This window comes from Colwellia piezophila ATCC BAA-637 (assembly GCF_000378625.1).
Classification (GTDB): Bacteria; Pseudomonadota; Gammaproteobacteria; order Enterobacterales; family Alteromonadaceae; genus Colwellia; species Colwellia piezophila.
The window spans coordinates 144,074-156,179 of record NZ_KB905171.1 but is presented as its reverse complement, the minus strand read 5'-3'; the positions used below and the strand labels follow the sequence as shown (position 1 = coordinate 156,179).

15 protein-coding genes are annotated in these 12,106 nt (G+C 39.3%); 10 read left to right on the top strand and 5 right to left on the bottom strand.

Annotated elements, in window-relative coordinates; genetic code table 11:
- Positions 1 to 38 precede the first annotated feature (38 nt).
- The 8 genes from radC to mutM all read left to right on the top strand — a co-directional run bounded on the left by radC (position 39) and on the right by mutM (position 4,920).
- Positions 39 to 776 (top strand): RadC family protein, encoded by a 738-nt coding sequence (radC, locus tag F580_RS0118820; protein WP_019029301.1) that lies wholly within the window; start codon positions 39 to 41, stop codon positions 774 to 776.
- Between the two features lie 97 nt (positions 777 to 873).
- Positions 874 to 1,185: a PilZ domain-containing protein gene (locus tag F580_RS0118815; protein WP_019029300.1), complete on the top strand. Its 312-nt coding sequence runs from the start codon at positions 874 to 876 to the stop codon at positions 1,183 to 1,185.
- Between the two features lie 105 nt (positions 1,186 to 1,290).
- Positions 1,291 to 1,959 carry an AAA family ATPase gene (locus F580_RS0118810; RefSeq protein ID WP_019029299.1) on the top strand — a complete coding sequence of 223 codons (669 nt, stop codon included), beginning with the start codon at positions 1,291 to 1,293 and terminating at the stop codon, positions 1,957 to 1,959.
- Complete coding sequence (locus F580_RS0118805; protein ID WP_019029298.1) at positions 1,946 to 2,383, top strand: hypothetical protein; 438 nt, start codon at positions 1,946 to 1,948, stop codon at positions 2,381 to 2,383. Before F580_RS0118810 ends, F580_RS0118805 begins: the two co-directional genes overlap by 14 nt.
- Positions 2,384 to 2,654: 271 nt before the next feature.
- Positions 2,655 to 2,891 (top strand): 50S ribosomal protein L28, encoded by a 237-nt coding sequence (gene rpmB, locus F580_RS0118800; protein WP_019029297.1) that lies wholly within the window; start codon positions 2,655 to 2,657, stop codon positions 2,889 to 2,891.
- A 21-nt stretch (positions 2,892 to 2,912) separates the two neighbouring features.
- Positions 2,913 to 3,068 carry a 50S ribosomal protein L33 gene (gene rpmG / locus F580_RS0118795; RefSeq protein ID WP_019029296.1) on the top strand — a complete coding sequence of 52 codons (156 nt, stop codon included), beginning with the start codon at positions 2,913 to 2,915 and terminating at the stop codon, positions 3,066 to 3,068.
- A gap of 230 nt (positions 3,069 to 3,298) precedes the next feature.
- Positions 3,299 to 3,799, top strand: a complete 501-nt coding sequence (locus F580_RS0118790) for a hypothetical protein (RefSeq protein ID WP_040357680.1) — start codon at positions 3,299 to 3,301, stop codon at positions 3,797 to 3,799.
- 305 nt (positions 3,800 to 4,104) lie between these two features.
- Positions 4,105 to 4,920: a bifunctional DNA-formamidopyrimidine glycosylase/DNA-(apurinic or apyrimidinic site) lyase gene (gene mutM, locus F580_RS0118785; protein ID WP_019029294.1), complete on the top strand. Its 816-nt coding sequence runs from the start codon at positions 4,105 to 4,107 to the stop codon at positions 4,918 to 4,920.
- 2 nt (positions 4,921 to 4,922) lie between these two features.
- Here mutM and coaD read toward each other — a convergent pair whose 3' ends face one another.
- Complete coding sequence (gene coaD, locus F580_RS0118780) at positions 4,923 to 5,396, bottom strand: pantetheine-phosphate adenylyltransferase (RefSeq protein WP_019029293.1); 474 nt, start codon at positions 5,394 to 5,396, stop codon at positions 4,923 to 4,925.
- Positions 5,397 to 5,631: 235 nt separating this feature from the next.
- Between coaD and F580_RS0118775 the strand changes: the two genes are divergently transcribed.
- Complete coding sequence (locus F580_RS0118775) at positions 5,632 to 6,288, top strand: TetR/AcrR family transcriptional regulator (protein WP_019029292.1); 657 nt, start codon at positions 5,632 to 5,634, stop codon at positions 6,286 to 6,288.
- 6 nt (positions 6,289 to 6,294) lie between these two features.
- Here F580_RS0118775 and F580_RS0118770 read toward each other — a convergent pair whose 3' ends face one another.
- The 3 genes from F580_RS0118770 to bioH form a co-directional block, all read right to left on the bottom strand.
- Positions 6,295 to 7,296 (bottom strand): putative metalloprotease CJM1_0395 family protein, encoded by a 1,002-nt coding sequence (locus tag F580_RS0118770; protein ID WP_019029291.1) that lies wholly within the window; start codon positions 7,294 to 7,296, stop codon positions 6,295 to 6,297.
- A 75-nt stretch (positions 7,297 to 7,371) separates the two neighbouring features.
- Complete coding sequence (locus F580_RS0118765; protein ID WP_019029290.1) at positions 7,372 to 7,677, bottom strand: hypothetical protein; 306 nt, start codon at positions 7,675 to 7,677, stop codon at positions 7,372 to 7,374.
- Positions 7,678 to 7,773: 96 nt separating this feature from the next.
- Positions 7,774 to 8,598, bottom strand: a complete 825-nt coding sequence (bioH, locus tag F580_RS0118760; RefSeq protein ID WP_019029289.1) for a pimeloyl-ACP methyl ester esterase BioH — start codon at positions 8,596 to 8,598, stop codon at positions 7,774 to 7,776.
- Between the two features lie 71 nt (positions 8,599 to 8,669).
- On the opposite strand from bioH, the gene F580_RS24995 reads away from it, so the two are divergent.
- Positions 8,670 to 9,437: a ComF family protein gene (locus tag F580_RS24995; protein ID WP_019029288.1), complete on the top strand. Its 768-nt coding sequence runs from the start codon at positions 8,670 to 8,672 to the stop codon at positions 9,435 to 9,437.
- A gap of 42 nt (positions 9,438 to 9,479) precedes the next feature.
- On the opposite strand, the gene F580_RS0118750 is transcribed toward F580_RS24995, so the two are convergent.
- A complete protein-coding gene (locus F580_RS0118750) occupies positions 9,480 to 12,056 on the bottom strand; it encodes a M14 family zinc carboxypeptidase (protein ID WP_019029287.1) in 2,577 nt (858 codons plus the stop codon).
- Positions 12,057 to 12,106: the final 50 nt, after the last annotated feature.

Here is a 12,106-nt window from a genome sequence, read left to right as displayed (position 1 = left end):
CGATAAAACACATCAGAATGTAAAGCAAGGATGCAGTTATGTTAAAAGAATCAGTGTCGAAAGGATCTTCGTTAGGTGAATCATTGGTAAAACCCTATGTTTTAAAAGACTGGCCTGAACTGGAAAGGCCACGCGAAAAATTGGTACATTTGGGTTCAGCAAGTTTAAGTGATGCTGAATTATTGGCGATATTCTTACGTACCGGAGTCAAAGGTTGTAATGTGGTCGATCTTGCTCGGCAATTGTTGAGTAGTTTTGGCAGTCTTGGAGCTGTTTTTTCTGCCAGTCAGGAAGATTTTTGTGCAAGACATGGACTCGGCATAGCAAAGTATGTGCAACTGCAAGCGTGCTTGGAAATGTCTAAACGGTATTTAGCCGAAAAAATGCGAGCAACAGACTGCTCTTTAAGTTCATCACAAGTTACTCGTGATTATTTATTAAGTGAATTGCGCTTTGAAAATCGTGAAATATTTGCGGTGCTATTTTTAGATAATCAACACAGAGTTTTAACCTTTGAACGTTTGTTTTTTGGCACATTGGATGCAGCAGCGGTTTACCCAAGAGTTGTGGTCGAGCAAGCGATAAAACATCATGCTGCCGCGGTAATTTTAACGCACAATCATCCCTCCGGTGTTGCTGAAGCAAGTCTTGCGGATAGGCAAATTACTGATAAGTTAACTCAAGCGTTACAGTTGATTGATGTACGCGTATTAGACCATATCATAGTGGCGGGTAATCATTGCTATTCGTTGGCTGAACATAATGAAATGTCCTAATTACATCGGTGGACAATGGATAATTTGCTAAAAACCTGAAAGGCACTTACTTTTAAGTAAGGGTCCACCCTAACAATCTGAATAGAAGGATTTTATAATGACTGACAGTAGTGAGGAAATGGAGCGCCGTACATCGTTTCGTTTAGATATGGAAAAAGAACTGGTCGACATTGTCTGGGCGGATGAGAAAGGCCAAGAGCATAAGAAAAAAATCGCTTGCTTAGATTTTGCTCGTGGTGGCTTGAGGATAGATTGTGATGAGACATTACCAGTAAACACCGCAGTCACTGTCGTTTTTCAATCGGCGAATGCCAGTAACCAAAAGCTTTATGGCAAGGTGTTACGTAGTATTAAACAAGAAAATGGTTGGTTTGAAATTGCCTTAGTTCTCGATAAAGGTACTGAATAAAACTAGCAGCACTCAGTCGATGTGTGTCAGAGCAAACTCCAAAAATTGAACTACAATTAGCACGGTAAGATATTAATTATATTGTGGTAAAGGACGGTACTAAAGATGATGATATTAGTAGGTGGCGAAAAAGGTGGTAGTGGTAAAAGCTGCCTAGCACAAAACTTAGCGGTATATTTCGCCTCACATAAAAAAGCAATTGTCTTAATGGTTGATTGTGATCCTCAAAGAACAACTTCAGATTGGATTCAAGCACGTAATGGTGATCCCTCTCTGCCTTCGATAAATTGTATTCAGTTGTACGGCAAAATTCGTAATGATCTACTGAGCTTAGTACAGCACTATGATTACGTCATTGTTGACTGTGGTGGTCAAGATAACCTTGCTTTACGTGCTGCTATGTCTGTAGCAGATCATGTCATCATTCCTTTAAGGCCTAAAAGGCGTGATTTAAAAACAGTGCCGCATATGGAAGATATGCTCAGTACTTGTAAAATGGTGAACCCTAAAATGATGGCTTCTTTTGTGATCACCCAATGTCCGGCTTTGCCAAACCAAGTGGGTAGGATTCTGGAAGCTAAAGAAGTTTGTAGTTCTTATGGTATTAATGTTTTGGATGCCGTCACTTTTAATCGAAACATTTATGATGATAGTGAAGAGCAGGGCTCCTCAGTTCTTGAAATAGACCCGAAAGGTAAAGCTGCTCAGGAAATGATAGCCATTGCCGAAGAGCTATTAGCAATGGAACCGGATAATTCACATGAGTTTAACTGATTTAAAAAAAGGCAAGGATAGCAAAGAAAAAAAGAAAAACTTCACCATCGATGAGTTTATTTCTGATGCTGAAAATTATGCAAAGGGTGCACCTGAAATTGTTAGTGAGCTCCATGGTCATGAAAAAACAGATCATAAGCTTAGCTTGAAACAAGCGATTAACGAAGCTAAGCGTTATGTTGAAATGACTGAAATAGAACATCAGCAAATTGCACAAGTTAAAGTAGGTGTCAGCGCAAGGCTAGATAAGCCATTTCGTCGAGCCACGTTTACGTTAAGTGAAGAAGCCATAGCGCAATTACAAGATTTATCTGAAGGGACAGACTTAGCTAAATCACACATTTTGCGTATTCTTATTGATGAATTATGTAATAAAGAGCAAAATGAGCAGTTGAAGAAGCTGTTACAATCAAGAATAGGCTAATTTTCCATTTGTTTTACTGAAGTTTGTTGGGTTTTTATCCTCGAACAAGACAAAAATTAGTCGAAAATTCACTATTATGGTGAGTTTTTTCTCTGTATTTTCTAGTTAACTTCCTGAAACTTAATAATAAGTACAGTTTTTTGAGTATTTTTCTTTTAAAGCTAGTATTAATTATTCAGTTTCTCTATAATATGCCACCTTTTTCAGGATCCCGAGGCGACGGTCTTGGGGAAAATATAGCTCGAGCTGAAATTAAAATTGGAGTACTCACATGTCTAAAGTTTGCCAAGTAACAGGCAAAGTGCCAATGGTTGGAAACAACCGTTCTCACGCAAGAAACGCGACTCGTCGTCGTTTTTTACCTAACCTTCAATCTCACCGTTTTTGGGTTGAGAGTGAAAATCGTTTCGTTAAATTACGTTTAACTCCGAAAGGAATGCGTATTATCGATAAAAAAGGTATTGATGTTGTTTTAGCAGACATCCGTGCCCGTGGCGAAAAAGTTTAATAACTTTCTAAGGAAAATACTATGCGCGATAAAATTCGTTTAGTTTCTAGTGCTGGTACTGGTCATTTTTATACTACTGATAAGAATAAAAAGACTATGCCTGAGAAAATGGAAATCAAAAAGTTTGATCCAACCATTCGCAAGCACGTAATGTATAAAGAAGCTAAAATTAAGTAATTAATTTTATTTCTACTAAAAGCCCGGTTTTTAACCGGGCTTTTTTATGCGTGCTATCCATGCACTGACCTTAAAGGTCAACCTTTGGGTGTGAAAGAATATCAATGCCAATAAGTTTCTTTTCACTCAGCGAGAGTTAAAAGTATTAGAGATAGGGCATTGATTGCAGTACGCGCTATTTTGTAAAAAGTTAAGTATGATGTAATTACTAAATTGATTGGAACGGTTATATGAAGTTATCTAGGACAGGATGGAACAATGTCATTATCTTTTCTGTGATGATAATAATTTTATTAATCAATGCTACTAATGAGAAGCTCTTTCCAACGGCAACAGATGACAATCATGCCGAGCAGTCAATTCTTCCTCTACATAGCGTTATTTTAACGTTAACCATGGATTTTCCTGGCGGTGAGCGAATCTTATTTGAACGTATTGGACGCAGTTGGCAGCTAACGACTAAAGGCGTAATACTGGGAAAAACAGATCAACAAATTGAACAACTGATGTTTGCTTGGCAACAGAGCACTGGTTTAGTGCAAGCAGCAGAAATTATCATTGCTAATGACCATGCTATTACGGTGAAAATTGCCTTGGCCGGAGAGGAACAAGCGCGAGATTTCACTTTATATCCACTTCATGACCAGTTATTAATATTTCAGCAGCAACATAACCGTTGGTTAGCCCTACCTGCGGCATTAACTCAACAATTAATCCCCACTAGCTTTTAATACCAATTACACTAATATATTGATCAACTTAGAGTTATATTAGCGAGCTAAGAACAAGCAAAATTACTTAAACATAGTTATTCTATATTTCTTTAATTCTGTGCAGTTATCAGATTGCTGATAAACTCCCAAAGGGCGAGTTTAAAAGGCTTACATGCATCGTTATTGATTTTGACAAGGGAATAACCATTCTCTTCAATCAATGCCTTGCCTCTAAGCCTTTAAATTCTCGCTAAGTGGTCAATAAATTAATGTACTTGGTATAGCCATGATTCAATAAGGCATGGCTTGAATAAGAAGAAATTATGCCAGAATTACCTGAAGTCGAAGTATGCCGTCTAGGTATTAGTCCTCATATTGTCAATCAGCAAGTCAGTCAGGTGGTAGTTCGTAATAGCCGCCTACGGTGGCCTATCCCCGATGAAGTACATTCGGTAGTAGGGTTATCGGTACTTAAGGTCGAACGACGTGCTAAATACCTCTTACTGCGCTTTTCAACGGGTACTTTACTGTTGCACTTAGGTATGTCAGGTACTATCAGGGTCATTGAGCAAGATACGCCTGTGGCTAAACATGATCACTTTGATTTGGTTTTTCAGCACGGAAAAGTATTAAGGTTAAATGATCCTAGACGTTTCGGTGCAGTATTATGGTTGGCTAATGATCAAGATGAACTTGGCTTATTGACGAAGTTGGGGCCAGAGCCACTGAGTGATGATTTTTGTGCGGGATACTTGTTTAGTAAAGCTAAAAAGAGAAAAGTCCCTATTAAAACATTTTTAATGAATAATCATATTGTCGTTGGTGTTGGTAATATTTATGCTAATGAAGCGCTGTTCCAAGCGGGTATTTTACCTACCACAAAAGCCGGAGTTATCAATGAGCAAAGGTTGGATAAGTTAACAGATATCATTAAAAAAGTGCTGAGTGCGGCTATTGCGCAAGGTGGCACAACGTTGAAAGACTTTACCCAAGCAGATGGTCGTCCGGGATATTTTGCCCAGTCACTGAAGGTATATGGTCGAGCAGGGCAAGAGTGCCTTACTTGCCAGACCAAGTTAGAAGAAATTAGACAATCTAATCGCAGTTCGGTTTTTTGCCCGAACTGCCAACAAGAATAATCCTAACTCTGCTCTAATGCAGCTTTCACGATCGGGTGAACAAATTGACCAACATCGCCATGGTGGAGAGCGACTTCTTTTACTAAGGTTGATGAAATAAATGAATTCTCTTCTGCGGGTGTCAGGAAGACACTCTCAAGATCAGGAGATAAGCGACGATTCATATTGGCTAGCTGAAATTCATACTCAAAATCAGATACCGCACGTAAACCACGAATAAGTACCTTGGCTTGATGTTGTTTAGCAAAGTCCACTAATAATCCGCTAAAGCCAACGACAGTGACGTTAGTCAACTCTTGGGTGACTTCTTCAATCATGGCAACACGTTGCTTTAAATCAAAACGTGGTTGTTTACTTGGGCTTGCCGCGACCCCTACAATTACTTCACTAAATAATTTACTAGCGCGAACAATCAAGTCGCTATGGCCATTGGTTACCGGATCAAAAGTACCCGGATATATTGCTTTTATCGTCATCATATATCGTTTATTTAACGGTTGTTAAACATTATTGTAATATTAGATGTGACATAGTGACAAGTATTTATACTCGCTAATAGTCTTTTAAACCGTGGATAATCAACAAAATTGAAAAATTAGTCACAATAAAAAGTAAAATATCTTAAAGTATTTACTCAAAACACTTTAAATATACTGAATTTTGATAGTATTATTGAACTAGTTTTAATCAAATCAAGTGAGAAGTAGCTGCATGAAAACCCGCGATAAAATAATCCAAGCCAGTATTGAATTATTTAATGAGCAAGGAGAGCGCAATGTCACCACTAATCATATTGCTGCCCACTTAGCCATTAGCCCTGGTAACCTCTATTATCACTTTCGTAATAAAGAAGATATTATCTTATCTATTTATGAAGAATATGCTCGTCGTTTACTGCTAGATACTTTACCTAAGCTGCCAACAGAATTAAAACCACTTGATTCGCTTGTGCTCTATATGGATTCAGTTTTCCAAACTACAATGAAGTTTCGCTTCTTTTATAGCAACTTACCGGTACTATTGGATAAAAATCCTAGTTTGCGGGAAAAGTATGTTGAAGTTCAACAGTCTATTTCAGAGCGTGTTAGTCAGTTACTTCTCTCTTTAAGAGCCGCTGATTTTATTGACTTTGCCGATGAGGACTTAGCTGATATTGTCAGCATATTACGTCTGATTAATACTTTTTGGGTGAGTTTTCATCAAACCCAGACCATAGTTAACGAAGTTAATGATTCAGTATTTTATCAAGGGGTACTGAAGATATTAGTAGTGTTACGTCCTTATACTAAAGCGCATGCGATTAGTGAGCTTAATCAAGCTCGTGATGTATATCAGCAAAGGTATCAAAAAGAAGGGGAGACAGCGTAGAACTTTTTACGCTGTCAATTCAAACTGAAAGTTATCAGATTTTTCATAACCTTGGCTTACCTTAAAGTAAAAAGTTTCGATGCGGTGTGCACGTTGTAATACTTCATTAGACTGTACTTTATTATTACTTTGAGACGTTGCGAACTTGTGCTTTGAGGCACTAGAAATAACTGCCTCTTGTGCAGATAACGTTTGATTCATCAACGCGTCAAACTCATTGCTTTCATCGATATAATCTTCGTTTAAAGTCGCACTAGCGTTGAGATTTGACGCACTGCTAATATGAGTTTCAGGCGCTAGGTTACTGTTTAGTGCAAGTAGCTCAGATTGCGCTGCGAGTATGATTTTTGCTGCATTAGCGGCAACTCGAGTGTCCTGAATTGACGGGTTGGTTGGTGCTAACGCCGCGGCATGTACTTTTTTCATTTTAGTTATGGTCGCCTGTGGATCACCGGCAACACTGCTTAAGTCGACAGCAACCTCGCCTCCAACCGCATATTTTTTTCCATCAGGGCCAATTTCAAAAGTATAAGCAGGGGAACCAGTCGCAGCACCGCCAACCGTAGCATGAGCTAACTCATGTGTTCTGACTTCTTTATCTCTTTTTTGTAGTTGATTGATAAGTGTTTCATCGGCATGTGCTTGTTTAGCGCTTTCACTATCTTGGTCACTTTCAGGAGTTTCATGCTGAGCACTTTGCTCATCTTGCTGTGGATTATGTTGAGGGTTACCTTCCTTCGCGCCTTGTTGGTGTTCTTGCTCGGTTATAGAGGTGGCCGCCTGGTCGGTTTGTTTTCTTAAATTAGCAAAGTCGACTTGTTCATTGACTTGGGCGGGGGTACGAGCGCGTTCTTTATCTGAAGCGACAGCCTTTTCAGCAACTGCAGGGTTAGTTGCGGTAACTTGGGTAATAATTTCACGCTGATGATTCTCACGACGTAAGCCCTCCGTAGGTGGATTGACCACGGTTGCTAAGGGTAAACTTGTGGTATGCGGAGTGATATTCATAACAATTAATGATTAACCAATAAATAAAAGCTAGTTATCCAACGGCAGATGTTCAGTACCTGTTGCTCAGTACTGTTAGGCGGTTACATCAAGCAAGGTGCCCAGTGAGTCATCAGCACTTTTAATGACTTCTATAGCAGCTTTAGCTTGAAATTCAGCGACTTTTAACTTGACGATTGCTTGGTTTAAATCGGGTAATTCTTGATTCTCGATTTGATTCGTCACTTCAGTATTTACTTCGCCAATATTACTGACTGAACTTCTTTGCTGCTCAGCACCCAAGGTTGTACTCGCTACAATATCAACAGCCGCTTGCTCCGCTGTTGCTCTCGCATTTTGTAAGCCTTGTACCCCTGAATTAAATGCAGATGGTATTTCCACGGGTAATCCTCCCTAAGTTGTATTGGTTAATTATTAACCTAAAAGATAATAAAGTAAAGCTGAAGTTGTCACTGAATAAAGCAATTACCCGCTATTTTACTCGTTGAAATTTTCAGCTAGCCAAGCCACTAATACTTGATGAAAGTCATCCAGATGAGAAATAAATGGCGCATGAGAGGCGTGTTCAAATAAATACTGCTCACTAGACGGTGCTAACGTGTTGATCTGTTCTATTACGACTTTAGGTACCAAGCTATCGTTATGGCCATATAAACGCAAAAAGGGTTGCTTGATACGGGCTAACTGTTGGCGTAGATCACAGTGACTCAGCAATCTAAGGGAGTCAGCTAACGTTTGCTGATTGGGTAGGTTATGTGCCATCACTAGTTGAGTAATAAGTTTTAAGTCTTGTCGAATGTGGGGGCTACCCATGGCTTGAATTTTTAAGAAACCTTTGATGGTTTTTTCGGTATCTTGTGCTAATTGTTGATGGAAGTTTGCCAACACACTTTCCTTTATACCTGGCCAGCTATGTTGTGGTTGTTCGACAAAGTATGGGCTACTAGCTACGGTGATCAATGCCAATACCTTTTCAGGGTACTGCAATGACATTTCAGTGGCGACTAAGCCGCCCAATGACCAACCAAGGTAGATAGCAGGTTGCTCAATCGTTTGCTCAATTTCCTGGCAAATATTGGCTAAAGTGTAGGGGGCAATTTCAACCATGCTATTACTGCCATAGCCGGGTAAATCAATGGTCAGGAACTGGTAATTACGGGTGCCATTTTTGTTAAATAATTCCAGTAAGGGTTGCCATACACCCGAGTTTAAGCCCCAACCATGAATAAGAATAATAGGAATGGCATCTTTGTTAAGTTCACTGTTAGCGGGAAATGTGGAAAATGTTAAGCTTTTTGCCATGCTTATAACTGCACTATAAAAATCAAAACAGTAGTTTATATCATATCAGCTGATAGCAAAAGGAAAGCAAGATGGCATGGCTGCTCGATTTAAAGCAATTTAAGCGCTATTACACCGATACCCTTAAAAGTATTAGTTGCTGTGATTTATGTGGCGGTAACGTTAACAATAGCGACTTGCTTGGCTACTCACTGCCACAAGCATTACTCTGCCAATGTTGTGTCAACGATTTACCTTACTTTAACCAAAGTATCGTCTCAGGTAACTTACTCAGTTGGCCTGCTATTCAACGGGCGATGCCAAATATTCACTTTGAAAGGCTCTTTGCTTTGTCACCTTATAGGTATCCCTTTACCCAATGGCTAGCGCAGTTAAAATATTCGGGCCGCTTTGAGTTAGCGCCATTATTTAGTGCCTTGCTAGTTGCTCAGTGGCAAGCATTAACAGCAAAGCACAGCATCAAACCTGTTGACCTAGTGTTATCCGTGCCCTTACATATTAAAAAGTGGCAAGTCCGTGGTTATAACCAAGCACACCTTATCGCTAAATTTTTTAGCAATCAATTGGCTTTACCCTATGATGCTAAGCTTGTCGTGCGAATAAAAAATAATGATAGTCAGATGGGGAAAACCGGTAGCCAGCGCAGAAAAAACTTAGCCAATGCCTTTGCTTTACAAGGGAGGGTAGCTAGCCACATCAAGCATGTATTGATTATTGATGATGTGGTCACCACAGGGACTACGGTAAGCGAAATCAGTAAATTATTGAAAAAATCAGGAGTGGAGACTGTGACCTTAGTCACAGTCTGTTTAACCTTACCTAAAACCCAAGATAAGTAAAAACTCATTTGGACTGCAGCCTACTTGGGGAATTTCTAATACTTACTTATAAGGCGTAGAAAACACTTTACTGAAAAATAAGCTGTTAGCGAGTAATTTAGCGCTACCGTACCAATAACCTCTAAAAGCGAGTACTTCAGTAGTCGCAATGACTCTTCCCTTACCAACATTGTGGGCGACAATGGCAGCATTATGGGCTAAGCGGTTGACTAAGTTTTTATCGGTATAGCCACTGAGTAGAGGCTTTGGCGTATATCGGGCTACGGTAACGAAGGGTTGTTGAGGATGTTCCATAATCAAATTGCTATTACGAAATACCGGCAATAACTTTTGCTGATAACCATAAGCGAGTGGATGACTAGTATCTAACTCTACTTGGAAGATAGCGCCAGCAATACGTTTGCGACTAGCGAGACTTTCTTTATCTTGATAGCTGAGGTTATCATGATCAAAAAGATCATTTATCTCTTCCTTTTTAACAAAGCGAGTACGTAATATTTCTTGTTTTGCCAACCATAACGCTGCACGTTTCTGGCCGATAATCACACCGCCTCGCTTAACCCATTGAGTTAACTGCTCAGCTGTTTCCTCGGTGACATGCTTATAATTACCATCAACCAAAATTATATGGCTGTAACGGGATAAATCAACACGTCCTAGTTTACTGTGGTCGATAATGGATAGTGGAATATTGAGTGTTTCATCAAGGTAAAAGCGTATTTGTCCTGCTTCGTACTGAGAAATACCGGCACCGCCTAACAATAAGGTTTTAGCTTGGTTAATAAGTTTGAATGAGCTACTACCTATATCAACGCCTTTTATCGTTAAACCTGTGTTGATATGATGCACAATAATGCCCACGTCATTGCTGGCAGACTGTAAGTTTGCTTGCCAGTTTTTACTTTGTTGAATACCTGCTGGAATGACTATGCTGCCGGCAGCAAAATGCTTACGGTTACCATTGATTAAGCTAGTAAATGGCTTAGTGGCCACTTTGGCTTTAACTTGCTGAGCCAATAAGTTATTGAGTAGTTTTGGCGCTAAGAAGTGGTGCCATTCAAAAACATAAGCATAAGCAGGCTCTATCGTATTACTTGCCGTATCAATCGTTGGTTTAGACCACGCTTGTTTCGCTAGTTTTAGTCCACGAGTTCGTTTTACTTTTTTACTTTCAATGTTCATTGCCAATGGCATAGTCCAGCCGGAAACATCATAGAAAGTATTATCTTCAAAGTCTTTTTGTTGATTAAATAAAGCTTGAATCAAACGAAATTGTGCTTGAGCAAGCGGTACATAATAACTGCTGCCTTTAGGGTACTTTTTATCTTGAAATTCAAAGTCAGCGCTTAGTGGGTAAACGTTAATTTTATGCTGAGCTAATTTGTCTAGAAAAGCATTGAGGCGATAGGTGTCTTTGTCTTCATGTAATAAATACCCAGAAAAGTTCTCTTTTTTGGCCAGTTTTGTACTCTGTCGGTAAAAATCACTGCGGTATTGTTTTAATTGTTGACGGTTTTGCCAAGCACCATTAATGGTTGAAAGTGAGGTGGTCACATGATTTTTGATACCAAACTCAAGAGTCACTAAGCCATTAAGACCTTGCTGCTGCATTCCTCTAGCGCTAGCTTGTTCAAACAACAGTCCGATACTGCCATTAACATCAGGGTAGGTTGAACCTTTACCATAATAAAAATCATCGAAATTTTCTTCACTGTAATAAAGACGTTGTTGTTTATCAAAAGCGGCAGCATGAAAAGTGGCTAATATTTTGGTTAGCTCAATATTTCTTTTCGGTGTTAGTGGGTGAGTGCGGCTTGGAATACCGGGTTGAAAAAAGTAACTACTGTTGTGACTCATTTCATGAAAATCACCAATGACATGTGGTTGGTATTGATGGAAATATTTAAGCCTTTGTTGACTCTCTTGTTGAGAAAGTAATAACCAATCTCTATTTAAATCAAACCAAAAGTGATTAGTGCGCCCACTAATCCAACCTTGATGATGTTCCATATGATTAGCATCGTTATTATCAGTTGAGTTGCGGTAGGTACTAACCCAGTTTACAAATCTATCCATGCCATCAGGATTCATACTTGGCTCTAATACAATGACAGTATTGGCAAGTAATTCTGTCATTTTCTCTTCATTGTTAGCGGCTAAGTAATAGGCAACGACCATGGCGGCGTTAGCACCACTAATTTCATCACCGTGAACACTATAACCGAGCCAAATAACTAAGGGGGCATCAGCTGATTTTTGTTTTTTTAACTGATTTTTCTGAGCAGACAATAAATCACGTTCACTCAGTATTTTAGTTAAATTAGCTAAGTTTTTAGGACTTGAAATGGTCACTAATAATTGGTCGCGGTGCTGGGCTGTTTTCCCCATCGAGGTAATATTTACCCGTTCAGAACTTTCAGCTAGCAGATGAAAATAACTTTTGAGCTGATCATACCTGACATGGCGTTGGCCAATTTCAAAGCCTAAGCTACTGCTAGGTAAGGGAATAGCACTATTTAATTGACTACTTTTAGGTAAGTAATCTTGCACGGGCATAGCACTAAGTAACGTAGCACAGAGTAGGGTGAATGAAATAATTAGAATTCGTATCAGTAACATCTAGATGGCCTCTTTTTTTGACAGCCCTAAAGTATCAAACAAAAGCGCAA

What these genes read in the sequence shown, in the direction of transcription:
- F580_RS0118810 (WP_019029299.1), top strand. Translation starts at nt 1,291, where the DNA reads ATGATGATATTAGTAGGTGGCGAAAAAGGTGGTAGTGGTAAAAGCTGC.
- F580_RS0118750 (WP_019029287.1), bottom strand. Translation starts at nt 12,056, where the DNA reads ATGTTACTGATACGAATTCTAATTATTTCATTCACCCTACTCTGTGCT.
- coaD (WP_019029293.1), bottom strand. Translation starts at nt 5,396, where the DNA reads ATGACGATAAAAGCAATATATCCGGGTACTTTTGATCCGGTAACCAAT.
- F580_RS0118775 (WP_019029292.1), top strand. Translation starts at nt 5,632, where the DNA reads ATGAAAACCCGCGATAAAATAATCCAAGCCAGTATTGAATTATTTAAT.
- F580_RS24995 (WP_019029288.1), top strand. Translation starts at nt 8,670, where the DNA reads ATGGCATGGCTGCTCGATTTAAAGCAATTTAAGCGCTATTACACCGAT.
- rpmG (WP_019029296.1), top strand. Translation starts at nt 2,913, where the DNA reads ATGCGCGATAAAATTCGTTTAGTTTCTAGTGCTGGTACTGGTCATTTT.
- F580_RS0118805 (WP_019029298.1), top strand. Translation starts at nt 1,946, where the DNA reads ATGAGTTTAACTGATTTAAAAAAAGGCAAGGATAGCAAAGAAAAAAAG.
- rpmB (WP_019029297.1), top strand. Translation starts at nt 2,655, where the DNA reads ATGTCTAAAGTTTGCCAAGTAACAGGCAAAGTGCCAATGGTTGGAAAC.
- F580_RS0118815 (WP_019029300.1), top strand. Translation starts at nt 874, where the DNA reads ATGACTGACAGTAGTGAGGAAATGGAGCGCCGTACATCGTTTCGTTTA.
- F580_RS0118770 (WP_019029291.1), bottom strand. Translation starts at nt 7,296, where the DNA reads ATGAATATCACTCCGCATACCACAAGTTTACCCTTAGCAACCGTGGTC.
- radC (WP_019029301.1), top strand. Translation starts at nt 39, where the DNA reads ATGTTAAAAGAATCAGTGTCGAAAGGATCTTCGTTAGGTGAATCATTG.
- bioH (WP_019029289.1), bottom strand. Translation starts at nt 8,598, where the DNA reads ATGGCAAAAAGCTTAACATTTTCCACATTTCCCGCTAACAGTGAACTT.
- mutM (WP_019029294.1), top strand. Translation starts at nt 4,105, where the DNA reads ATGCCAGAATTACCTGAAGTCGAAGTATGCCGTCTAGGTATTAGTCCT.
- F580_RS0118790 (WP_040357680.1), top strand. Translation starts at nt 3,299, where the DNA reads ATGAAGTTATCTAGGACAGGATGGAACAATGTCATTATCTTTTCTGTG.